This window comes from Oceanobacillus jordanicus (genome assembly GCF_022095695.1).
GTDB classification, from domain to species: domain Bacteria; phylum Bacillota; class Bacilli; order Bacillales; family Amphibacillaceae; genus Oceanobacillus_B; species Oceanobacillus_B jordanicus.
This window is the reverse complement of the sequence record NZ_JAIFZM010000008.1, coordinates 163,384-188,132: the sequence shown is the minus strand read 5'-3', so window position 1 is coordinate 188,132 and position 24,749 is coordinate 163,384. Positions and strand designations below refer to the sequence as shown.

Sequence of the window (24,749 nt, the reverse complement as noted above, 5' to 3'; positions counted from 1 at the left end):
TAAGGATGAATTTACTACAAGAACAGGTACTTGAACATAAAATGAACCAATCCCTTCTTCAATCTCTCCAATTACTGCAATATTCGAGTATGGATTTAATGGAATATATAAAGGAAATTGAAAAAGAAAATCCTTTAATAGAAGAAGTTATTTATCAGGATGGTGTTTCCTATTCCCATCCATCTAAAGTGGGGCTAGTAGCCCCTGTCGAATTAAATGCGAAGAAGTTAACCATGTATGAGAAACTAAAAAAGCAATTATATATGCTAACTATACCCAAGGAGATACATTATGCCGTTTTATATGGAATTGATTCACTAAATGAAAGCGGGTACCTTGAGATTGATTTGGAATTTTGGGCCAATGCATGTGACATAACCCTGCAAAGCGCTGAAAAAGCACTATTGTATATTCAATCGTTGGAACCAACTGGTATAGGAGCCAGGTCACTAAGCGAATGCATTTACCTACAACTAGCACAAGATGCCCCCGACCCTGACTTTTTACAAGACTTGTTAGAAGATAAACTAAATTGGGTTGCTGCAGGGGATGTTTCATCTATATCAAAATATTATAGTTTGTCCGAACCTGAGGTAGAAGGATTGTTGGCAAAGGTTAAAAGATGCGATCCAAAACCAGGGAAGCGGATAACAACCAAAATGACGAACTATATTACACCGGAAGCTTCTATTTATAAGCAACAGGGAAGATGGCATGTTTCGTTTTTTTCTTGGAGCAGCCCTAGCATAAAGATAAATCCAAATTATAAACAATTCGTGTCAGATGAAAAATACGTTGTACGTTACCTTAATAATAAATGGAGCCAAGTTGAATCACTTAGAAAAGCTATTTCAAATAGACTTAATACATTAGAACGGGTGATTCATTGTATAATAGAGAAGCAATCTCCTTTTTTCGAAAATGGCTTGTCCATGCTTCAACCTTTAACACTAAAAGAAATTGCAGATGCTCTTGAGTTGCATACTTCTACAATAAGCAGAACGGTTTCAAACAAATATATTCAAACAGCAAGTGGAGTATTTCCATTAAATTTTTTTCTGCAATCAGGAATTCAACAATCAGATGGTACGAAAACTTCTTCCATTGTTGTGAAACAACAAATCGCTGACCTGGTTAAAAACGAAAATAAACGGAAGCCATTATCAGATAGAGAGATTAAGGAAAAATTGGAGGCAGTGTACGGGCTACACATCGCCAGAAGGACAGTAATGAAATACCGTGAGCGCCAGGAAATCCCATCTTCTAGCAAGAGAAAGGAAACATGACATGAGAAATGTAATTTTATACACAAAGAACCCTTGTTCATTATGTGATGAAGCAAAAATGATGTTGGAGCTTCTTCAAAAGGATTATAGCTTTAATTTAATAGAAAGGGATATCGAAACGAATGATGAGTGGATGGAGCGCTATCATTTACTTATCCCATGTGTGATTATCGGAAAGAATTTTGTTGATGGTTCCCAAATGGGATGGAACACACTTGTACGAGCGTTTCAAAATGACGGGTGACTACTTTTTTGTAGAAGACGGAGGACTGAACAATTCATTTTGGTTGTGAAATTTTATATCTTTGCTATAATAAATGTCGAAGGAAGTTTTTTTTGATGTTTCTGGGACACAATATAACCATCTGGGACTTTTTGTGTCCAGCAAGAGGGGATCTAAATGAGTGATCTAATTGATTTGCAGAAAAAACTAGTTCCAGATTTAGTGGAAGTAATGCAGCAAAGGTATGCTGTATTGCACAGTGTAGACTTGTTTCAGCCAATTGGAAGACGTAGTTTGGCGGAAAACACTGGTTTGTCTGAAAGAAATGCCCGTAGTGAGGTCGACTTCCTATCTAAACAAGGACTCATAAAAATTACCACAAAAGGAATGTATATTTCAAAAGAGGGTAAGGTAATTCTAGAACAGTTGGCCGAATTTATGAATGAAATTAAAGGTTTAAGTGTTTTAGAAAAGCAAATCAAGGATAAATTGAATATTGAGCAGGTCATTGTGGTGCCTGGAAATAGTGATCAATATGAATGGGTCAAACAAGAAATGGGGAAAGCTTGTGTTTCCTTTCTTCAGTCTGTAGTAGATAACGAGGATATAATAGCTGTGACTGGTGGGACTACTATGGCAGCTGTAGCGAATGTCATGAACCCATTAGATAAAACAAATAATTATTTATTTGTACCAGCGCGTGGGGGAATTGGGGAAAAGGTAGAAAACCAAGCCAACACAATCGTTGCTGAAATGGCAAGAAAAGCCGGAGTAAACTACCGTTTGCTTTATGCGCCAGATCCTTTAAGTGAATCTGCTTATCAGACAATTATTAACGAGCCATCGATTAACGAGACACTTCAGCAGGTTAAGGGAGCAACAGTTGTCCTTCACGGAATTGGTGATGCCATGACAATGGCGAAACGTCGAAAAACACCCGAACAGGTGTCTGTGGAACTCTACAACAAACAGGCTATCAGCGAAGCGTTTGGTTACTATTTTGATGCAATGGGTAATGTTGTATATAAGGTACGCACCGTAGGCATTCAATTAGAGGACCTTCAAACAATCGATCATGTTGTGACCATTGCGGGCGGTAGCTCCAAAGGAAAAGCAATCGATTCTTATTTTAAACAGGGGAAGAGTAATCTTCTGATCACGGATGAAGCAGCTGCGAAAGAGATATTGAAGGGGTAACCCTTTTATATATAAAATTAATTTCTATTTATAGGAGGAATATACATGGCAGTAAAAGTAGGTATTAATGGTTTTGGTAGAATTGGACGTAACGTATTTCGTCAATCACTTAAAAATGATGAAGTAGAAGTAGTAGCAGTAAACGATTTAACAGATGCTAATATGTTAGCACACTTGTTAAAATACGATTCTGTTCATGGTAAACTTGATCAAGAAATTTCAGTAAATGGTTCGAACCTTGTTGTTGGTGGAAAAGAAATTAAAGTACTATCTGAGCGTAACCCTGCAGATCTAGGCTGGGGAGATCTTGGTGTAGAAGTTGTTATTGAATCAACTGGTCGCTTCACTAAAGGTGAAGATGCACAGAAACACATTGAAGCTGGAGCGAAAAAAGTAATTATTTCCGCACCTGCACAAGATGAAGACCTTACACTAGTTATGGGTGTAAACGATGATCAATACGATCCATCTAGCCATAACATTATCTCTAACGCTTCTTGTACTACAAACTGTCTTGCACCATATGCAAAAGTATTAAATGATAAATTTGGTGTTAAACGTGGCTTGATGACAACAATTCACTCTTACACTAACGATCAGCAAATCCTTGATTTGCCACATAAAGACTACCGTCGTGCTCGTGCAGCAGCAGAAAACATTATTCCAACAACAACTGGTGCAGCGAAAGCAGTAGGTAAAGTACTTCCAGAATTAAACGGCAAATTAAACGGTGGAGCAGTTCGCGTTCCAACTCCAGACGGTTCTCTAGTTGACCTAGTAGTAGAGTTGGATAAAAACGTTACAGCTGAAGACGTTAATGCTGCATTGAAAGAAGCTGCAGAAGGCGACCTTAAAGGAATCCTTGAGTACAGCGAAGAGCCACTTGTTTCTTCTGATATCGTAGGTAACTCACATTCATCAATTATTGATGGTCTATCAACTATGGTACTTGAAGATAACATGGTTAAAGTAATCTCTTGGTATGACAATGAAATGGGTTATTCTTCACGTTGTGTGGATCTAGCTGCATTTCTTAAAAAACAAGGACTGTAAGGTTCACCTTACCAGCAGTCAGGTTGATTAAAGCAGGCGGAGGAGGAGATAAATCCTCCTTCGTCTTTTGCTTGTTACATGATTAACCTCAAACTATTAAGGGAAAAGCTATATGTGTTACATAACTAAATAAAGCAGGAGGTTGTTTTAATGAACAAAAAAACACTTCAAGACGTTGACGTTAAAGGTAAAAAGGTCTTTTGTCGTGTCGATTTTAACGTACCAATGAAGGACGGAGAGGTTACAGACGATACTAGAATTAAGGCAGCCCTGCCAACAATCAAGTATCTTAGTGAACAAGGTGCCACTGTTATTCTTGCCAGTCATTTAGGTCGTCCAAAGGGCGAAGCTGTGGAAGAGTTACGCCTTGACCCTGTTGCAAAACGTCTTAGCGATCTTCTTGACAAAGAAGTAGTAAAAACAGACGAAGTATACGGCAGTGAAGTAAACGAAGCCCTATCTCGCTTAAGTGATGGCGATATTCTACTTTTAGAGAATGTACGCTTTGAAGCAGGGGAAGAAAAAAATGACGAACAGCTTGCTCAAGCATTCGCAGATATGGCTGACATCTATGTAAATGATGCCTTTGGCGCAGCTCATCGTGCACATGCTTCCACTGCAGGTGTTGCGGAGAAGCTTCCAGCAGTTGCTGGTAAACTTTTGGAAAAGGAAATTGCGGTACTGGGTAAAGCACTTAAAAACCCTGAGCGTCCTTTTACAGCCATTATAGGTGGAGCGAAAGTTAAAGATAAAATTAATGTAATAGATAACCTTCTTGATAAAGTAGATAACCTTATCGTTGGTGGTGGACTTGCGTATACGTTTATCAAAGCACAAGGCTATGAAATTGGAAAATCTTTATTAGAAGAAGATAAACTTGATCTTGCGAAAGAATTCATGCAAAAAGCAAAAGATAACGGCGTTAATTTTGTATTGCCAGTAGATGTTGTGGTAGCAGATGACTTCTCTGAAGAGGCAAATACCAAAATTGTAGATATTGAAGAAATTCCTGCGGATTGGGAAGCATTAGATATCGGGCCAAAAACGCGTGAGAAATACAGCCAGATTGTGGCAGATTCCAAACTAGTAATTTGGAACGGGCCAATGGGAGTATTTGAATTAAACGTATTTGCTGGTGGAACAAAAGCTGTTGCAGAGAGCCTTGCAAACACAGAAGGTTATACTGTAATTGGTGGTGGAGATTCTGCTGCTGCAGTAGAGAAATTTGATTATGCGGAAGACATGGATCATGTTTCTACCGGTGGTGGAGCATCCCTAGAATTCATGGAAGGCAAAGCACTTCCAGGTGTGGAAGCTTTAAACGATAAATAATTGTTTTTGAATCAAAATTTATTGAAGAGGTGATCGTATGCGTAAGAATGTGATTGCAGGTAACTGGAAAATGAACAAAGTATTGTCTGAGGCGACTGAATTTGTAGGAGAAGTTGTAAATAAAGCGCCCGAATCAGACCAGACTGAAGCAATTGTTTGTGCACCATTCCCTTTCCTTGCTAGCTTGGTGGAGCAAACAAAAAATTCACCAGTGAAAATAGCGGCACAAAACATGCATTATGAAGAAAGTGGTGCATTCACAGGGGAAGTAAGTCCTGGAATGTTAAAAGATCTCGGCGTTACACATGTCGTACTTGGACACTCTGAGCGCAGAGAGCTTTTTGCAGAAACAGATGAATCAGTAAATAAAAAAACACAGGCTGCATTTAAACACGGTCTAACTCCAATCGTTTGTGTTGGTGAAACACTTGATCAACGTGAAGCAAATGAAACAATGAATCATGTAGGCAACCAGGTAAAAGCTGCTTTAGAAGGACTTTCTGAGGAACAGGTGGCTAGTACGATTATCGCGTATGAACCAATCTGGGCGATCGGAACTGGAAAAACAGCCACAAGTGAACAAGCAAATGAAGTTTGTACACATATCCGTAATGTTGTTAAAGATGTGACATCAGAAGAAACAGCAGAAAAAGTTGTTCTACAATATGGTGGCAGTGTGAAACCAGCAAACATTAAGGAATTACTTGCTCAATCAGATATTGATGGTGCCTTAGTTGGCGGAGCAAGTCTGGAGGCAGACTCATTCTTGCAGCTCGTGGAGGCTGGTAAATAATGACACAAAATAAATTAGCTGCATTGATTATCCTTGACGGATTTGCGATACGCGATGAAGAGATGGGAAATGCGGTAAAACAAGCTAATACACCTAATTTCGACCGATTCTGGGAGAAGTACGCACATAATCAGCTAACCGCCAGTGGAGAGGCTGTAGGCCTGCCTGAAGGTCAAATGGGTAACTCCGAAGTAGGTCATCTGAATATCGGTGCAGGTAGAATTGTGTATCAAAGTTTAACGAGAGTTAATCTTTCTATTAAAGAAGGAGACTTTTTCGAAAAAGAAGCTTTCTTAAAATCAATTCGTTCTGCTAAAGAAAAAGGCAAGGCGTTGCATATCTTTGGTCTATTGTCTGATGGTGGTGTCCACAGTCATATTAGCCATATGTTCGCATTGCTGAAGCTTGCCAAAGACAATGGCCTGGAAGAGGTTTATGTACATGCATTTTTAGATGGCCGTGATGTAGGCCAGCAAACAGCTAAAAAGTACATTGCCCAAACAGAAGATAAAATGAAAGAGCTGGGTATCGGAAAAATTGCAACGGTTTCTGGTCGCTATTATTCCATGGATCGCGATAAGCGTTGGGATCGTGTTAAGAAAGCCTATGACGCGATGGTTCACGGTGACGGGCCGACGTATACAAATGCTGAAGAAGTAGTAGAAGATTCCTACAAAAATGGCATTTATGATGAATTCGTTCTTCCTTCTGTGATTACAGATGAAAGTGGCGAACCAGTAGGTAAAGTACAGGACGAAGATTCCATTATCTTCTATAACTTCCGTCCAGACAGAGCGATTCAAATCTCTCGTACTTTTGCCAATAAAGATTTCCGTGATTTTGACAGGGGAGAAAATGTACCGAAGGATCTTGACTTTGTTATGCTAACCAATTTCAGTGAATCGGTGGATGGCTACGTAGCTTACGAACCGGCAAATCTTGATAACACGATTGGTGAAGTACTGGCACAAAACAATTTAAACCAGTTACGTATCGCGGAGACAGAAAAGTATCCTCATGTTACATTCTTTATGAGTGGCGGACGCGAGAAAGAATTTGAAGGAGAAAAACGTGTTCTTATCGATTCTCCAAAAGTTGCAACTTATGACCTCCAGCCTGAGATGAGTGCATATGAAGTAACAGAAGCGTTATTAAAAGAGCTTGATGAAGGAAATCAAAATGCGATTATCTTAAACTTTGCAAACCCTGATATGGTTGGTCATTCTGGTATGCTTGAGCCAACGATAAAAGCAATTGAAACAGTGGATGAATGCTTAGGTAAAATAATCGATAAAATCGTTTCTCTTGGTGGAAATGCAATTATTACCGCTGATCACGGTAATTCTGATGAAGTAATCACAGTGGATGGAGACCCTATGACAGCACATACGACAAATCCTGTGCCTGTTATCGTAACAAAAGAGGATGCAGCATTACGCGACGGCGGAATTCTTGCAGATCTTGCTCCAACTCTACTTGATCTACTGGATGTTTCCAAACCAGAGGAAATGACAGGAAAGTCTTTACTAAAGTAAGTTGCCTATCTTAACAAAAGTCAGGTAAGATGAATGAGAAACCAAAAAAAAGGAGAGATTTACATGCCATATATTACAGATGTCTATGCAAGAGAAGTACTTGATTCACGCGGTAACCCAACAGTAGAGGTAGAAGTATTCACAGAGTCCGGTGCATTTGGATCTGCTCTAGTACCAAGTGGTGCTTCAACTGGAGAATACGAAGCTGTTGAATTACGTGACGGTGACAAAGACCGCTATTTAGGTAAAGGTGTGGAGAAAGCAGTACAAAACGTAAATGAAGTAATCGCACCAGAATTAGTGGGTATTGATGTAACACGTCAAAATATCATTGATGCATTAATGATTGAACTTGATGGAACAGAAAACAAAGGAAAATTAGGTGCAAACGCTATTCTTGGTGTTTCCATGGCTGTAGCTCATGCTGCTTCTAGCTATCTAGAAGTACCACTATACAACTATCTTGGTGGATTCAATGCTAAAACATTGCCAACACCTATGATGAATATCGTAAATGGTGGAGAGCATGCAGATAACAATGTTGATATCCAAGAATTCATGATTATGCCAGTAGCTGCTCCGACTTTCAAAGAAGCATTGCGTACAGGTGCTGAGATTTTCCATTCATTGAAAAAAGTTCTTAACTCAAAAGGTTATAACACAGGTGTTGGTGATGAAGGTGGATTTGCTCCAAACCTTGGTTCCAATGAAGAAGCACTTCAAACAATTGTAGAAGCAATTGAAGCAGCTGGTTACAAACCAGGTGAAGAAGTGAAACTTGCAATGGACGTTGCTGCATCTGAAATTTACGAAGATGGCAAATATAATCTAAAAGGTGAGGGTGTTGTTCGTACTTCTGCTGAAATGGTAGACTGGTATGAAGAAATGGTAAATAAATACCCAATCATCTCTATTGAAGATGGCCTTGATGAAAACGACTGGGAAGGTCATAAACTATTGACAGACCGTCTTGGTGACCGCGTTCAATTAGTTGGGGATGATCTATTTGTTACAAACACTACAAAGCTTTCTCAAGGTATTGAGCAAGGTGTAGGAAATTCTATTCTTGTTAAAGTGAACCAAATTGGTACACTTACTGAAACATTTGAAGCAATTGAAATGGCGAAACGCGCTGGATACACTGCTGTTATCTCACACCGTTCAGGTGAAACAGAAGATGCAACAATCGCTGATATCGCTGTAGCTACAAATGCTGGACAAATTAAAACGGGTGCACCTTCTCGTACAGACCGTGTAGCTAAGTACAATCAATTACTTCGTATTGAAGACGAATTAGCTGGTCTAGGCGTATATGGTGGCTTAGATTCATTCTATAACTTGAAAAAATAAACAAACACAATGTGAAGCATCTCCCTTGCAAAAGAAGCAAGGGGGATGCTTTTTTGTGTTATATAGAAACCTCGTCTCTGTTGTTAATGGAAGATATCAATCTGCTTAGCATAGGACAAATTGTAGTTAAATAAAATAGGATGTAATGTAAAAATTATCCTGGTGCAACCGTCCGTAAGCCTCCCCCTTCAAAACATGAAGTGAAACCGTTAGTTTTTAGTGGGAGTAAACGGACGCTAACACCCCGATTCGTTCAGCTAACAATCAGTGGGGGAAGAACGAAAATCCCCACTGATTGAAGTTTCACTTTATAAAGGGGGAGATTAAAGTGGCGCAAAAGGTATTGCTTTTTGGCGATATTGGAATAGATGACACAGTTGCACTTATTTATGCCTATTTAAATGATGATATTGACGTTGTCGGAGTTGTAGCTGACTATGGGAATATCTCAAGGGAAAACGCATTGGCCAATATTCAATATGTGCGGACATTACTAAGTAGTGAAATGACTGAACAGGTAACCATCATTGTAGGAGCTGAAGCACCAATGACTGGTGAACTCCCAGTTTACGTACCGGAAATCCATGGCGAGTTCGGCTTAGGACCAATTATTCCTCCGCTAAATTTCATGAATGGTGTCACAGAAAACTTTCATGAAATTGTGGATATTATTAAAGAACATGACGATTTGCTGATCGTTAATATTGGTCGTTTAACTTCATTAGCAACAATGTTTCTGCTATATGGTGACTTGATGCGTAAGGTAAAGGGTTATTATGTAATGGGAGGGGCTTTTTGGGTTCCGGGTAATATTACGGCTGTCTCAGAAGCTAATTTTTATGGTGATCCGGTTGCTGCACAGGTAGTACTCCGATACGCAGAGAATCTAAAAATAATTCCTCTAAACGTAACAGAGCAAGCGATTGCAACACCAAAAATGGTGGACTATATTGATGCATATGGTCCGATAGACATTGTAAAACCGCTACTAGACTATTATTATAATTTTTATAAAGAAAGAAACCCATCCATAACTGGTAGTCCATTGCACGATGTGTTAACTTTAATGGCTGTAATCAAGCCAGATATGCTTACCTATGAAAGATTACCGGTAAATATTGTACAGGCAGCTGAAGGGACGGAGCGCGGGCAAAGCATTGCCGATATCAGACCTTTTCTCACAGATGGAGAAGTAGAGCTAAAGAAACATAACATTGCCTTCCAGTTAAACTATAAGCAGTTCTTTATGGATTTTATGACTGTAATGAGTGGCCAACGTTTTACTTAACCCATTGACCATTAAAAGGGAGCCCTGCTATGCTATTTGTAAAAAGGATAAGTGGGAGGATGAAGCGCATTTCTATTTTAGACTCGATAAAAAACAGACGATCCATACATACTTTTAAAAAAGAGGAAGTACAGAATCATGTACTACTGGATATCTTTCACTACGCTTCCTATGCCCCGACACATTACATGAAAGAACCTTGGCAAATAAAAGTATTTCAAGAAAAGGGAAAGAAATTCTTTGTCGATGAAATCATATCAAGTTACGAAAGAATTGGTATGCTTCGTACAGACAAAGAACCTAAAACTATAAAAATGAAGGAATCGATGAAACAGTTTTTATTAGAAATTCCGCATCATGCGGTAATTTTCTTTGAAGTGGAAAAGGACCCTATTCGCTATGAGGAAGATTATGCTGCAGTATGTGCATTTATCCAAAACGTCCAACTCGCTGCCTGGGAACACGGTGTAGGAGTGTTATGGACGATTACACCTTACATGCATGATCAAACGTTTGTAGAAAGAGTTGGAATAAATACTGACGTGATGAAAATTGCTGCTGTACTTCAGATGGGTTACCCACTAAAAGTTCCGCGTAATAAAGGTCGAACCCCAATTGAAGACAAACTGGAAATTATAAATAAAAGTATAGAAAAAGCCGGAGAGTAACTCGTTAAAATCAACGATTCCCTCCGGCTTCATGATACCTTTACTTAGATTTAGTTAATTAGTTCATTAACAAATTCTAAGACTTCATCTGCTGTTCCCATAGAAAGGATCTTGTCCTTATTGGCAGCAAGTTTTTTCTTAGAAAGCTCTTTTAATTGTGTACGTGCAGGCAAGATAGAAGTTGCACTCATGCTGAACTCATCAAGACCAAGTCCTAGAAGAATTGGAATTGCTAACGGTTCACCAGCCATTTCTCCACACATACCAACCCATTTATCTTCACTGTGTGCTGCTTCAATCACGTTATTAATTAGGTTTAAGATAGCTGGATGGTATGGCTGATAAAGGTAAGAAACCTGTTCATTCATACGATCTGCTGCCATCGTGTATTGAATTAGGTCATTTGTACCAACACTGAAGAAATCTACTTCTTTAGCAAATTGTTTTGCGATTACGGCCGTAGAAGGGATTTCTACCATGATACCTACTTCGATATCATCAGAAATGTCTTTTCCTTCGTTCTTAAGTGCTTCTTTTTCATCAAGCAGAATTGCTTTAGCTTTTCTGAATTCCTCGATTGTCGCAATCATAGGGAACATGATTTTCAAGTTTCCGTAAACACTTGCACGTAATAGTGCGCGTAATTGTGGACGGAAAACATCTTCATTTTCCAAACAGAAGCGAATTGCTCTAAATCCAAGGAACGGATTCAGTTCTTTCGGTAAATCTAAGTAGTTTAGCTCTTTATCGCCACCGATATCTAGTGTACGTACAACAACAGGCTTGCCTTGCATCTGTTCCAGAACGGATTTGTAAGCATCAAACTGCTCGTCCTCTGTAGGAAGCTCGTTTTTACCCATATAAAGAAATTCGGTACGGTAAAGTCCAACACCTTCCCCACCGTTGTTCAGAACACCTGTTACATCTTCTGGTGTACCGATGTTTGCTGCAAGCTCTACTTGTTCCCCGTCAGCCGTGAATGTCGGTTCATCTTTTAATTTAGCCCATTCTTCTTTTTGTCTTGCAAACGTTTCTTGCTTTTCTCGGTAGGATGCAATTTCTTTATCAGATGGGTTAAGGATAACTTTCCCTTCCATTCCATCTACAATGATCATGTCATCTTTAGATACTGAAGTTGTAATTTCTTTAGTTCCAACTACAGCAGGAATCTCAAGTGATCTAGCCATGATTGCTGAGTGGGAAGTACGTCCGCCAATATCTGTAGCGAAGCCTTTTACAAATTCTCTGTTTAATTGAGCTGTGTCAGATGGTGTTAAATCCTTGGCGATTACAATTACTTCCTCATTAATTAATGCAGGGTCTGGGAATGTTACACCAAGTAAATGAGCCATCACACGTTGAGTAACATCATGAATATCAGCAGCGCGTTCTCTCATGTATTCGTTGTCCATGCTCTTGAACATGTCAATAAACATGGTAGCTGTTTCTTCAAGTGCTGTTTCTGCCATCACGTTATCAGCGTTTATTTTGTCTTTCATTGGGTTTATTAACTCAGGGTCGCTTAATACTAATAAATGTGCAGAAAAGATCTCTGCATGCTCGTCACCAAGCTGTTCCTTCGTATGTGCTTTGATTTTTTCCAACTCTTGTTTTGAAACGTCAAGCGCTTTTTCCAATCTCTCTATTTCCACTTGTGGATTATCAATTGTTTTCTTTTCAAATGAAAGATCTGGTGTTTCTAGTTGGTATGCCTTCGCAATAGCAATACCGGATGATGCAGCGATTCCTTGTACATTCTTCATTTTGACCAACCTTCCTTATTGCAAAAAAATATTAGCGATAAAACCGTGAAATACGTTTATACACTCCAGTGTCTATTTTAAACGCTTGCTCGTTATTACACAAGGATTAAACTTTGATACGCAACGTGTCAGTGATCCAACCTTCGATGGCTCGATAGACCTCATGCTTATTTAATTCAAATAGCAATTCATGCCGACCTTCTTCAAACAGCATGGTAGTAACACGGTTCAGTCCTACTTGGTCATATAATTGAGCTGTTTTCCATATGCCACTTCCATATTGGCCTACTGGATCTTGGTCTCCACTCAATAATAGGATGGGAAGGTCTTTTCGAATAGATTGATTCCGTTGTTTATCTTGAATCACTATTAGACCAGACATTAGATCGTAGAAAAAGCGAGCTGTTGGGACAAAGCCTGCGAGTGGATCTCGCTCATAATCCTGCACTGCAGTTTCATTTCGGGTTAACCAATCCACTTTCGTGCGTTTATCTTTTATTCTTTTATTATAACGACCAAACGCAAGCCAATTCATCAGTTCTGAGGGCTCTTTTGCGGGCTGTAGGCTCGCTAAGAATTTTCCAGCACGTGATTGGAGGGATGGAAAATAACCGGTGCCAGAGAGAATAGCTCCATGGATCTCATGGCTATGTTGTTGGATATAATGTCTTACTAGAAAGGAGCCCATACTGTGGCCAAATAGAATGATCGGAACAGAAGGGTATGTTGCCTTTATTTTTCTTGTCATCATTAATAGGTCCTCTGACGTTTTTGAGAAACCATCCTTATCAGCAAAGAAGCCTAATAAACCTTGTCGTTCTCCAGTTTTCCCATGTCCTCTGTGATCATTCCCATAAACATAAAAGCCCATATCTACAAGCTGCTTTGCAAAATCATCATAGCGATTAATATGCTCCACCATCCCATGAGCCAGTTGAATAATCGCTTTTGGTTGTTGATTAGGGTTATACCATTTCTTAAAATAGATTTCCGTATTGTCTGCTACTTCTAGCCAATCTTCTTCTATCATTTAGAGTCCCCCTACAAATGTTTTCCTAATACTATGATTACGTGAGACTAGTATAACATCTTCCTTTTAAAATAGACTTGCTATCCAAAACAAGATTGTGCTAAAGTAGAGATAAGTATTGGTATATTTAGACGCAAACAACGGATTGTTTGTGTTTTAGTATCTGGGGGTGTCTTGCATAGATGGAAGCTTTAGTACATGTATTGTTAGTTATTGATGCAATCGTTATGATTATTTTTGTATTATTTCAGTCAGGGAAAAGTGAAGGACTGTCTGGTGCGATTTCTGGTGGGGCAGAGCAGTTATTTGGGAAACAAAAGGCAAGAGGGGCTGATCTTTTTCTTCACAGAGGAACGATCGTGACCGGTGTTTTGTTTTTCGTTTTAGCATTTCTAAGTGCATATATCCTACAATAATAATAACCCTTATCACATTTGTGATAAGGGTTATTGCTTTTTATTCTGGATGAAAAAAGGGTAAAGTAGAAATAGAATGTTCGAAAAAGTAGTGAGAGGAGAAGCCTTTCTATCCTCCTGTTACTTATTGAACGGCTATCAAATGAAACAAAGATATAAAGGAGATGCAACACTAATGAAAGTAAAACAACCACAACCTTTTACGTTTGAAGCAGGCCCGCGAGCGGTATTATTATTACATGGATTTACTGGACACTCTGCAGATGTAAGAATGCTCGGACGCTACCTGGAAAAGCAAGGCTACACAAGCCATGCGCCGATTTACCGAGGACATGGTTTGCCACCTGAAGAGCTTATTAAAGCAACCCCAGAAGAGTGGTGGGAGGATGTTCTAGAGGCATACCGCCATTTGCAAGAACTAGGGTATAAAGAAATTGCCGTGGCTGGCCTTTCCCTTGGGGGAGTACTAGGTTTAAAATTGGCATATTCGGAAAAGACGAAAGCAGTAATCACGATGTGTTCCCCTATGTTCTTTGATAATGAAACCCAGTTGACGAAAGGATTTAAGGCTTTCTCTAAAGAGTACAAGCAATTGGAAGGAAAAGAGGAAGAAACGATAAAATCTGAACTAGAAGAGCTTATGGCAAATTCTAATCATGTATTTCGTGATCTTGGGAACTTTATTACAGAAGTAAAGAATGAAATTGATACCATTTATACGCCAACAATGGTTATCCAGGCAACAAAAGATGAAATGATTAATACAGATAGTGCTTCTTATATTTACGACCAGGTAGAAGCGGATAGGAAAGAAATAAAATGGTTTGAGAATTCTGGCCATGTAATTACGATGGGAAAAGAAAAGGAACAAGTCTTTGAAGAGGTTTATCAGTTTTTAGAACAGCTTGACTGGGAAGTATGATTATAACTCTTATAAAAGGTAAATAATAATAAAGAAAGAAGGTGAGCGAATGAAAGAGAGATTACGAAATTATTTTAAAGAAAACGGTACGAAGCCATTATCCGTAGATGAATTGGAAGACGTGTTGGAAGTTGAAGACGCAGTTGAATTCAAGGAATTAGTTAAAGCACTAAATGAGCTTGAGGAGAATGGAGAGCTTGTGCGCACGAGAAAGAATAGATTTGGTCTTCCGGAGAAGATGAATCTTGTGCGAGGACGGATCCAAATGCATGCAAAAGGATTCGCTTTCCTCATCCCAGACGATGAGGATCAGACTGATGTCTATATCCATCATTCAGACTTGGCATCTGCTATGAACAATGATAAGGTGCTTGTCCGCCTTGAAAAGAAGGATCAGGATGGCCAAAGACCAGAGGGAACAGTAATTCGCATATTGGAGCGTGCCACACTTCAAGTAGTTGGAACGTTTGAGGATAATCGTTCATTTGGGTTTGTAATTGCAGATGACAAACGTATTCCCAATGACATTTTCATTCCGAAAGGTTCCACAAACGGTGCTGTGAGCGGACACAAAGTGATTGCTCATATCACAAAGTATCCGGAAAAGCATAAAAGTGCCGAAGGGGAAATCATTCATATACTTGGTCATAAAAACGACCCAGGTATTGATATTATTTCCATTATTCACAAGCATGGCATTAAAGTTGACTTCCCTGAAGAAGTACTAGAGCAGGCTGCAAATACGTCTGAGACCATTGCAGAGGAAGAATTACAAGGGCGCCGTGACTTACGAGACGAAACGATCGTCACCATCGATGGTGCTGATGCAAAGGATCTGGATGATGCTGTTTCTGTTAAAAAATTAGATAATGGAAACTACAAGCTTGGTGTCTATATTGCTGATGTTAGTTACTATGTTGACAAAGACAGCCCAATTGACAAAGAGGCGTTTGACAGAGGGACGAGTGTTTACCTGGTAGATCGGGTTATTCCGATGATTCCGCACCGTCTATCAAATGGTATTTGTTCGTTAAATCCCAAGGTGGATAGATTAACATTAGGTTGTGAGATGGAGATTACCTCATCAGGAGATATTGTCAATCATGAGATTTTCCAAAGTGTTATTAAAACAAATGAACGAATGACGTATAGTGATGTAAATAAAATACTTGTCGATAAAGATGAGGAAGTAATGGAGCGCTATAAAGATCTCGTGCCATTTTTTGAACAAATGGGTGAGCTTGCGTCCGTACTCAACCGAAAACGTATGGGCCGAGGGGCTATTGACTTTGACTTTAAAGAATCAAAAGTATTGGTGGATGAAAAAGGAGTACCTCAGGATGTTGTGTTAAGAGAACGCTCTGTAGCAGAACGTTTAATCGAAGAGTTTATGCTAGCAGCAAATGAAACGATTGCAGAGCATTTTCATTGGATGGATGTCCCATTTATTCACCGGATTCATGAAGAGCCAGACCAAGGTAAACTGCAAAATTTCTTTGAATTTCTAGCAAGTCTCGGATATACAGTGAAAGGTACGAGCAATGAAGTGCACCCACAAGCCTTACAAAAAGTAATTGAAGATGTCCAAGATAAACCAGAGGAAATGATTGTATCTAAATTAATGCTTCGTTCTATGAAGCAGGCAAAATACGATCCCCAAAGCGTTGGACATTTTGGGCTGGCTACAGAGTTCTATACACACTTCACTTCACCAATCCGGCGTTACCCGGATCTCATCGTCCATCGGCTTATTAGGACCTATTTAATCAATAAGCAAATGGACCAGAAGACGGTGAATTATTGGAAAGAAGCCATGCCGGAGATTGCTAGACATACAAGTGAAAGAGAACGTACAGCAGTCGATGCCGAAAGAGAGACTGATGATCTGAAAAAGGCAGAGTTCATGAAAGACAAAATTGGCGAAGAATACACTGGGGTTATCAGCTCCGTTACCAACTTTGGATTATTCGTTGAACTTGAAAATACCATTGAGGGACTTGTTCATGTTAGTTATTTAACAGATGACTACTATCATTACGACGAACGAAGACATGCGATGATTGGAGAAAGAACAGCGAAGGTTTACCGAATTGGTGACGAAGTAAAAGTAAAGGTAGCTAGTGTAAATACGGATGAACGGGCGGTTGATTTTGAAATAGCCCGAGTTGAAAATCCAAATAACAATAAAAGAAAGAAAACAAAGAATAAAAGATCTAGATAACAAAAGTAGCACTGATTAATGAGATCAGTGCTATATTTTTTTGCACGTTAGGAAAGTATAAAATTTTAGATAAGAAGCAAAGACGACGTAGTTGAAATTTTGAAGTCCCAAGTATAAGAACAACGTACACATTCGCTAAAAAAGGGCGAAAGTGAGTTTTTCTGGTCTTTTTTGCCTTAGGTAAATTATATTGTTGACGTAAATCATTTGTTCCCTTACACTACTAAATAGCTGGAATGAAATAAGGGGAACTTTAATTTGGTAGAGTTTTCCCTTGAATGATTCGGAACTAGACTCACATAAAAAGCTTCATTACTACTCGCCTTCCATAAAGTGAAGGTCTCACTGTCAGTTTGAGTGAATAAAAATCTGATTTTTTTAAAAAACAAGCTTCCAAAAAGAAAAAATGTAATAAGCTGAAAATATGTTCCTTTCGCAGGATTAAAATTTTTTTCAGTGGGAAATGTAATACCCCATCAAAACTCATTCATCTTACTTTACTGTGGGGGGAGTACATTTTACAACAAAGGAGATACGACCATGACAGAAGAGGTACTGCTGGCCTTTCTATTCACGCTGTTTGCCGGCCTTGCAACAGGTATAGGTAGTTTACTGGCGTTTTTTACGAAGACAACTAATACTAAATTTTTGTCCTTTGCACTGGGGTTTTCAGCAGGGGTAATGATTTATGTATCCTTAGTTGATATTTTTGTTAAGGCAAAAGAATCCCTTGTTGGAGAGCTTGGAGAAGTTGGAGGAAATTGGCTGACTGTTGGATCCTTTTTTGCTGGAATGCTACTTATCACGTTTATAGATCGCTTGATTCCTAATCAAACAAACCCCCATGAACTTAAGAAAATAGAAGATATGAAAAAACCTGGAGCTGTTATACAAGACCCACAATTATTAAAGACGGGAACCTTCGTAGCTTTGGCAATAGGGATTCATAATTTTCCAGAGGGTATCGCTACCTTTGTATCCACAATACAGGATCCCGCACTAGGTCTTGCTATTGCAATCGCCATTGCTATTCACAATATTCCAGAAGGTATTGCGGTCTCCGTGCCTATTTATTATGCAACAGGGGATAAAAAGAAAGCCTTTAAACTATCCTTTTTATCTGGATTAGCTGAGCCGATTGGTGCTGTAGTAGCCTTTTTAATTTTAATGCCTTTTTTAAATGACATTATGTTCGGGGTTATCTTTGCAATGGTTGCTGGGATAATGGTGTTTATTTCACTAGATGAGTTATTACCTGCAGCAAAGAAATACGATGAAGCACATATCTCGATCTACGGGCTGATTGGTGGCATGGCGGTCATGGCATTAAGTTTGCTACTTATTATTTAAATAGGTTCTAATTGGATTCTGCCTCTTTTTTTGATAGAATAAGGTTCACGTAAGCAGTAGGAGGAAATTCGGATGCCCAAAGGACATGGAAACGCAATCGCAACAAATAAAAAAGCATCGCATGAATACTTTATTGAAGACACATATGAAGCAGGGATCGTACTACAAGGTACCGAAATTAAATCACTTCGTGCCGGAAGAGTTAATATTAAAGATTCCCATGCAAGAATCGATCGTGGGGAAATAAAGCTAATTAATCTTCATATTGCAGAATATGAGCAGGGAAATCGGTATAACCATGATCCGACGAGAACAAGAAAGCTGTTGTTGCACAGGAAGGAAATTGATAAATTGATCGGCTTAACACAGCAACAAGGCTACGCACTCGTACCATTAAAGATATATATTAAAAATGGCTTTGCCAAAGTATTGATAGGTCTTGGAAGAGGGAAGAAGAAGTATGATAAACGGGAAGACCTGAAGCGGAAACAAATGAAACGTGATGTTGACCGGGCGATTAAGGATCATATGAGATAGGTCTAACACTCCTGAAATTCTTGACTTTTTCGCGAAAAATGGTATACTATTTATTGTAATGACGAACTTAAACAATTATATAAATGCTCATTTTACCCGAGCGTTTTCCTTTATGGGGACGTTACGGATTCGACAGGGATAGATTGAGCTCAGGTCGCATGTCGAGGTTACGGCTCGTAAAACGTTACTCGCCTAAATATAACTGGCAAATTTAACAACAACACTGCTTTAGCAGCTGCGTAAGCACTGCTAAGCGATCCTTCCTGCTATCGCCCGTGTGGCAGATTGAAGGGTCTCAACTGAAACGGGCTATACGTTCATCCACCGTCTGAGGATGACCGTTGAAACCAATCAGACTAGCTGCACAAAAGCCTGTTGGTAGGCTGATGTGACAGTGAATGATAATATACCAACTAAGCGTGTAGAAGCCTGAGTGGCAATGTCTCTGGACGAGGGTTCGACTCCCTCCGTCTCCACCAATACATATGTTGGTGGTTTTTTTGTGTTGTGATTTTAAGCATAAGATTGTCACATTGACATTCTTATGCTTAAAAATAAAAGTGACAGCTTTTTGCTTAAAAAATTTTTAGAGTTTGAGCGAACTACTGAGTAGAGTCTTTAGCTGTATATCTTAGCTGGCGATAAAATCTTGGATAAATTAATTTAGGAACTTTGTGAAACTGGGTTTATAAATCAACCTATCAAAGAAGTGACTTGATAAGGGATTTTGGAATTGAACTCATAGAGAGCGCAAGAAATTTTCTTTTGGAATAGGTATAGGAATATCGCCTTTATGGTCTTGATAAAATATATTCCAATGATTATTTAACTGAATAAATTTGCGAACTTGGTCGAACTCTCTTTGATTATAGTTTATAGCGGTAGTTCCAGCTTTGAAATGGAAAATATGATAGTAGCTTCCTGTATCATGTTCAATATCGTGGCCATCGGCTAACATATACGATTTTACAAGATGGATACTTGGGTATCCATGAAAACCTTCAATCTGCACTGAAGTTTCTCCTAGATATATGTCTTTACTTGGATTAATATCTTTTGGAAATAAGCACTTTACTTTGTACTGAAACATCCACATTCTCCTTTGATAAAATATAAGAATATTGTATGTAGGAAAAGTAGTAAAAAGAACTTACTAAACAATACGGCCTTTAGAAGTTAATTAACTATATTTAAAGCTTAAAGAGCTTATTCAATTTTGAATAAGCTCTTTAAAATATTGGATATCTTATTTTACTCAACGGCCGATAATTCACTTTCTGTTACCCATTTATGGTTTGTCACTTCTTCTCCCCCGTTAGTTGGGACGAAATCAACCATATACACTGTTGTTTCTTCAGCTGAATCAATTTCAGCTGTAGCTCCATCCATTCCTTCCATATGATCTGCATTTAGGGTTACTTCCGTACCAGGTTCTAACGGAGCTTCACCAGTACCTTCTAATTCTTCATGTATGACCCATTTGTGATCAGTCACTTCTTCTCCCCCGTTTGTAGGTGTATATGAAACGGTGTAGACAGTCGTATCATATGCACCAGCGATTGTTGCTTCAGCACCTTTCATACCTTTCATATGGTCCGATTCTATAACTGCTTGACTTCCAACTTCATAAGTAGGATTTGTTGCTTCTTCTAAATCTTCAGGAACTTCACCACTGCCAGACATATTCATCCCTGAGTGGTCCATACCTTCCATATCTTCATTTGAATCAGATTCTGTTTCCTTATCCATTTCTTCTTGTGTGTTGGAATCTGTTTCTGTATCCGTGTTTTCATCTGTCTCACCAGTACAAGCTGATAATAAAAATACTGTAATCATAGAAACAAGTCCAATTATAATTATATTTCTTTTCATTTTTAATACCCTCCATTTTTTTTATTTCATCAGTACTCTACCCTAAAAGTATGCAGTTTAATTGCAGATTTCATTACAAAGAGAAGAATTATTTGAAGAAGTAATTAGCAAAGAGTAATTTATGAGTGAACTTCTGCAAACTTTCTTGATTAATTTCCTATATACTTATTGTTAGCTGTGAAAAAGAAGGTGACAAAATGCATTTTATGTATGGTTATAGTTCAGTCTGGCCTTTGATTTGTATGATCATTGTTTGGCTGGGTTTAATTATTCTGGGTTGTTTCTTAGTTAAAAACTTTAATCATGGACAGCGCAATGTCAAAAAAGTTTTAAAAGAAAGATTTGTACGTGGGGAAATAGGTGAGAAGGAATATGAACGATTAAAATCAATTCTAAAAAAATGAGTTTATACCGGTAAAGAATATCTGCAAAAAACATAGATGCTTTTTTATTAAACTATAGAAAAGTTAACATTCATTTTGGAAATTTTATTAGTTGCTGATTTGGGGGGGCAGATTAAAAATGATGAAAAAGACAATAATTATTGTAATAATTATCACAGTTGTACTTATAGCAGGCTGTAGTAGTAATCAAGAGGAAGGTTTTGAAGTCGACTTTGAAGGAAGTATAGATCATGTTCATGGCATCGGCTACGCTGGAAAAGATAAAGGATTGTATTTTGCTACTCATACTGGACTGAAAATATTCCACAATGGTAAATGGTATGAAACTGCTAAAAATTTTAATGACTATATGGGCTTTAATGCAGTAGACGAAGGCTTTTATACATCAGGACATCCGGAAGAGGATTCTGATTTGCCAAACCCAATCGGTATTCAGCGCAGTTTCGATGGGGGCAGGACCCTAGAGCACCTTAAATTTGAGGGTGAAACCGACTTTCATGCCATGGCAGTAGGATATAAGAGTCATGACATTTTTTTGATGAACCCTGCTAAAAACTCTGAATTAGAACAGGGCTTTTATAGGAGTTCTGACGAGGGGGAGACCTGGGAAAATGTAAGCGCAAATGGTTTTTCAGGTGAAATTCTATCATTAGCGATTCATCCATCCAATTCAAGTTTTATTGCAGCTGCCAGTTCAAATGGAATCTATCTATCTATAGACGGAGGGGACAGTTTCCAAATTTTAACCGATGGAAACGATGTTGGAACAGCTGTGTTTTTTAATAATGAAAATTTATATTATGCAAGCTATAGTACAAGTCCAAAACTTATAAAATATAATGTTGAAATGGGAGAAGAAGAAACAATAAATTTGCCAGAATTAACAGAGGATGGACCGGTCTATATTGCACAAAATCCAAACGATGAAAATCAATTGTCAATTTATACCACAAAAGGGAACGCTTATTTAACAGAAGATGGTTCTGAATCATGGGTGCAAATTCTAGATAATGGCCAAGCTAAATAAGATATGATAGATAGTTCGTTGAACAAAATATGTTTGATCTTGTTAATCAAATCAGTAGTAAACTAAGTGGGAAACTTCAACAAATTGCATATAGCTTTGAACGTCTTCCCTTTTTGTTTGCGTTCTTCTTACGAGTGATTGGAGTCGTTCCTACCCTGCCAACTTACCAGTAATGTAGATGCACCCACCATTTATACCTGACATTGATGCCTGTATTTGGCTTAGGAACATCACTTCCGTTGCTGGTAGTCAATTTTTTAACTTGGTGTTTTGGAGCAAGTGGAGCAATTTTAATGAAAAGCAGGAAAACAGGTGCAATAAGCTAAATAATCGTTAGTGCTATACTTCTTATAATCGATAAACTAACCTAGTGATAATAAAGGGGTCATCTATGTTAAATAAACTATCATTGAAAATTGGTCTTCTGTTTTTTGTATTTATTTTGATTATTGAGGCCTTCCTGTATTTTGTTCTGTATACGAACTTGGCAAACGAGCGGATTGAGGAAGTGATGAATAACCTATTGGCCCGTGGTAATACACATAGTGCGATATTGGAGGAAAATTATAACCAATCAACATTAGAACACGTTGCTATAATGGAGTCCGAATCAGATTTTACTGTCATGATTACAGACGCCACAGGGAACGTCATCATCACTTCCGATCCAATTGAAGAGGAAATGATGGATGTTATAGAACACACGGATTATAATCAAATGCCTAATGAGGGTAAAGTACTGGAAGAACGTTGGCCAGATAAAAAATATATAGCTACAGATAGTCCCATTACAATAAATGAGGAACATCAGGGGCACGTATTTATGTTCGCTGATACCAATAATATCAAAAGAATTGTCGATCATTTAAGTGACCAATTTGTATTTATAGGATTTGTTACAATTATTCTAACAATTATTACAGTTTTTATCCTTTCCAGACTTATTACAAAACCATTGGTTAAAATGAAGAAAGCAACGGAACAACTAAGTAAAGGTAGACATAAGGTGGAGCTACATACTGATCGTAGAGATGAACTGGGGGAATTGGCAGCTTCAATTACGAAGTTATCGGATGACTTAGAACGATTAAAAAAAGAGAGAAATGAATTTCTGGCCAGTATCTCGCACGAACTCCGAACTCCGTTAACCTATCTGAAAGGATACGCAGATATAATAAGCCGAGGTGGCATATCAAATAACGAGAGAAATGATTATATTGAAATCATTCGAGAAGAAACTGAACAATTAGCGGTACTAATCAAAAACTTATTTGACCTGGCAAAAATGGATCAGAATAAGTTTACTATAAATAAAGAGGATGTCGTGTTTGGAAAACTCATTCGTACGATTACGGAACGTATCCGCCCTGTATTTGAAGAAAAGAACATCACATTTTCCGTTCGTTGTCCTAGCCATATTATTGCTTATGTTGACCCTGAAAGAATTCAACAAGTGCTATTGAATATACTGGATAATGCAAAAAAACATACCTCTCGAGGGAAGCAAATTTCATTAGAAGTATCTCAAAATAAACATGAAATTATAACGATAATTTCAGATGTAGGGGAAGGGATTCCCGAAGAAGACCTGCCTTATATATTCGAACGTTTATACCGTGTGGAAAAATCAAGATCAAGATTGAGTGGTGGAACTGGTCTGGGATTAACTATTGCAAAAGAAATCGTGGAGTTCCATGGTGGTACGATTGAGGTTAGAAGTAAACTGGGCGAAGGGACTAGTTTTATCATAAAGTTGTTAAGAGGTGATAGTAATGAATAAAGTGTTATTAATCGATGATGAAAAACGGATGTTGGATTTATTGGCATTGTACCTGAAGCCACATCATTATCAGTGTCAAAAAGCACTGGGGGCTAAAGAGGCTCTTTACTATATAAAAGTAGAGAAGTTTGACGTCATTCTGCTTGATATTATGATGCCGAAAATGAACGGGTGGGAGCTTTGTAAGGAAATAAGGCGTTTTTCAGAAGTGCCAATTATTATGGTCACTGCACGGGAACAGAAGGAAGATATCGTGAAGGGGCTGAGACTGGGTGCAGATGATTATATTACGAAACCTTTTAATGAGGAGGAATTGGTAGCGAGAATGGATGCACTGTTGCGAAGAATAAAACCAGCTACTCAGATTGAAGTAAATGGTTTGTTATGGAATGATGATCGATTTGAGCTCTCTTATAAAAATGAAACGATTAAATTAACACCCAAAGAATTTTCCATGATTGGAGTTTTAATGAAAAATCCCGAACGTGTCTTTTCCAGGGAGCAGTTAATTGATTTAGTATGGGGATTCAATTCAGAAACTGAAGGACGTACAGTAGACTCACATGTCAGAAATGTACGGGAAAAAATTCGCCAAGTTGGTTTTCCCATCGATGAGTATTTTAAAACTGTTTGGGGAATCGGATATAAGTGGATTAATAGGTGAGCTAACATATTATGATAAAAAATTGCTCAAGCAGGTAG

At 38.4% G+C, this 24,749-nt stretch carries 22 protein-coding genes and 1 other RNA gene; 19 read left to right on the top strand and 4 right to left on the bottom strand.

Features of this window, described 5'->3' with window-relative positions; translation table 11 throughout:
• The 10 genes from rpoN to K3T81_RS11335 form a co-directional block, all read left to right on the top strand.
• A partial coding sequence (gene rpoN, locus K3T81_RS11380; protein WP_338044644.1) for an RNA polymerase factor sigma-54 occupies window positions 1-1,286 on the top strand: 1,286 nt, incomplete at its 5' end.
• 1 nt (window position 1,287) lies between these two features.
• Window positions 1,288-1,530, top strand: coding sequence for a glutaredoxin family protein (locus tag K3T81_RS11375; protein WP_106897316.1), 243 nt, complete (start codon window positions 1,288-1,290; stop codon window positions 1,528-1,530).
• A 156-nt stretch (window positions 1,531-1,686) separates the two neighbouring features.
• Window positions 1,687-2,706 (top strand): sugar-binding transcriptional regulator, encoded by a 1,020-nt coding sequence (locus K3T81_RS11370; RefSeq protein ID WP_238020205.1) that lies wholly within the window; start codon window positions 1,687-1,689, stop codon window positions 2,704-2,706.
• A gap of 45 nt (window positions 2,707-2,751) precedes the next feature.
• Window positions 2,752-3,759, top strand: a complete 1,008-nt coding sequence (gene gap / locus K3T81_RS11365; protein WP_036574991.1) for a type I glyceraldehyde-3-phosphate dehydrogenase — start codon at window positions 2,752-2,754, stop codon at window positions 3,757-3,759.
• A gap of 150 nt (window positions 3,760-3,909) precedes the next feature.
• A complete protein-coding gene (locus tag K3T81_RS11360) occupies window positions 3,910-5,091 on the top strand; it encodes a phosphoglycerate kinase (protein WP_238020204.1) in 1,182 nt (393 codons plus the stop codon).
• A 37-nt stretch (window positions 5,092-5,128) separates the two neighbouring features.
• The gene (tpiA, locus tag K3T81_RS11355; RefSeq protein WP_036574987.1) at window positions 5,129-5,884 is read left to right on the top strand and encodes a triose-phosphate isomerase; all 756 of its coding nucleotides are present in this window, start codon (window positions 5,129-5,131) and stop codon (window positions 5,882-5,884) included.
• On the top strand, window positions 5,884-7,419 hold the full coding sequence (gpmI, locus tag K3T81_RS11350; protein ID WP_238020203.1) for a 2,3-bisphosphoglycerate-independent phosphoglycerate mutase: 1,536 nt from the start codon (window positions 5,884-5,886) through the stop codon (window positions 7,417-7,419). Before tpiA ends, gpmI begins: the two co-directional genes overlap by 1 nt.
• Before the next feature lie 63 nt (window positions 7,420-7,482).
• The gene (eno, locus tag K3T81_RS11345) at window positions 7,483-8,769 is read left to right on the top strand and encodes a phosphopyruvate hydratase (RefSeq protein WP_036574984.1); all 1,287 of its coding nucleotides are present in this window, start codon (window positions 7,483-7,485) and stop codon (window positions 8,767-8,769) included.
• A 328-nt stretch (window positions 8,770-9,097) separates the two neighbouring features.
• Window positions 9,098-10,057, top strand: coding sequence for a nucleoside hydrolase (locus K3T81_RS11340; RefSeq protein WP_238020202.1), 960 nt, complete (start codon window positions 9,098-9,100; stop codon window positions 10,055-10,057).
• 29 nt (window positions 10,058-10,086) lie between these two features.
• Window positions 10,087-10,725 (top strand): nitroreductase family protein, encoded by a 639-nt coding sequence (locus K3T81_RS11335; protein WP_238020201.1) that lies wholly within the window; start codon window positions 10,087-10,089, stop codon window positions 10,723-10,725.
• Between the two features lie 50 nt (window positions 10,726-10,775).
• On the opposite strand, the gene ptsP is transcribed toward K3T81_RS11335, so the two are convergent.
• Window positions 10,776-12,488 (bottom strand): phosphoenolpyruvate--protein phosphotransferase, encoded by a 1,713-nt coding sequence (ptsP, locus tag K3T81_RS11330; RefSeq protein WP_238020200.1) that lies wholly within the window; start codon window positions 12,486-12,488, stop codon window positions 10,776-10,778.
• A gap of 106 nt (window positions 12,489-12,594) precedes the next feature.
• Entirely contained in the window at window positions 12,595-13,518 is a 924-nt protein-coding gene (locus K3T81_RS11325; RefSeq protein WP_238020199.1) for an alpha/beta hydrolase, read from the bottom strand.
• Window positions 13,519-13,700: 182 nt separating this feature from the next.
• On the opposite strand from K3T81_RS11325, the gene secG reads away from it, so the two are divergent.
• The 6 genes from secG to ssrA all read left to right on the top strand — a co-directional run bounded on the left by secG (window position 13,701) and on the right by ssrA (window position 19,443).
• Window positions 13,701-13,934, top strand: a complete 234-nt coding sequence (gene secG, locus K3T81_RS11320) for a preprotein translocase subunit SecG (RefSeq protein ID WP_036574975.1) — start codon at window positions 13,701-13,703, stop codon at window positions 13,932-13,934.
• A 175-nt stretch (window positions 13,935-14,109) separates the two neighbouring features.
• Entirely contained in the window at window positions 14,110-14,856 is a 747-nt protein-coding gene (locus K3T81_RS11315) for an alpha/beta hydrolase (RefSeq protein ID WP_106898550.1), read from the top strand.
• Window positions 14,857-14,905: 49 nt separating this feature from the next.
• Entirely contained in the window at window positions 14,906-17,077 is a 2,172-nt protein-coding gene (rnr, locus tag K3T81_RS11310) for a ribonuclease R (RefSeq protein ID WP_238020198.1), read from the top strand.
• Window positions 17,078-17,617: 540 nt separating this feature from the next.
• On the top strand, window positions 17,618-18,427 hold the full coding sequence (gene zupT, locus K3T81_RS11305) for a zinc transporter ZupT (RefSeq protein WP_106897307.1): 810 nt from the start codon (window positions 17,618-17,620) through the stop codon (window positions 18,425-18,427).
• Between the two features lie 72 nt (window positions 18,428-18,499).
• Window positions 18,500-18,964 carry an SsrA-binding protein SmpB gene (gene smpB / locus K3T81_RS11300; RefSeq protein WP_036574966.1) on the top strand — a complete coding sequence of 155 codons (465 nt, stop codon included), beginning with the start codon at window positions 18,500-18,502 and terminating at the stop codon, window positions 18,962-18,964.
• 114 nt (window positions 18,965-19,078) lie between these two features.
• Window positions 19,079-19,443: a transfer-messenger RNA gene (gene ssrA / locus K3T81_RS11295) on the top strand.
• Between the two features lie 260 nt (window positions 19,444-19,703).
• Here ssrA and K3T81_RS11290 read toward each other — a convergent pair.
• Complete coding sequence (locus tag K3T81_RS11290) at window positions 19,704-20,054, bottom strand: hypothetical protein (RefSeq protein WP_238020197.1); 351 nt, start codon at window positions 20,052-20,054, stop codon at window positions 19,704-19,706.
• A gap of 161 nt (window positions 20,055-20,215) precedes the next feature.
• Entirely contained in the window at window positions 20,216-20,836 is a 621-nt protein-coding gene (locus K3T81_RS11285; protein ID WP_238020196.1) for a YdhK family protein, read from the bottom strand.
• Window positions 20,837-21,358: 522 nt separating this feature from the next.
• On the opposite strand from K3T81_RS11285, the gene K3T81_RS11280 reads away from it, so the two are divergent.
• The 3 genes from K3T81_RS11280 to K3T81_RS11270 all read left to right on the top strand — a co-directional run bounded on the left by K3T81_RS11280 (window position 21,359) and on the right by K3T81_RS11270 (window position 24,711).
• Entirely contained in the window at window positions 21,359-22,267 is a 909-nt protein-coding gene (locus K3T81_RS11280; RefSeq protein ID WP_238020195.1) for a F510_1955 family glycosylhydrolase, read from the top strand.
• Window positions 22,268-22,658: 391 nt separating this feature from the next.
• Window positions 22,659-24,047: a sensor histidine kinase gene (locus K3T81_RS11275; RefSeq protein ID WP_238020194.1), complete on the top strand. Its 1,389-nt coding sequence runs from the start codon at window positions 22,659-22,661 to the stop codon at window positions 24,045-24,047.
• Window positions 24,040-24,711, top strand: coding sequence for a response regulator transcription factor (locus K3T81_RS11270; protein ID WP_238020193.1), 672 nt, complete (start codon window positions 24,040-24,042; stop codon window positions 24,709-24,711). Before K3T81_RS11275 ends, K3T81_RS11270 begins: the two co-directional genes overlap by 8 nt.
• Window positions 24,712-24,749 lie beyond the last annotated feature (38 nt).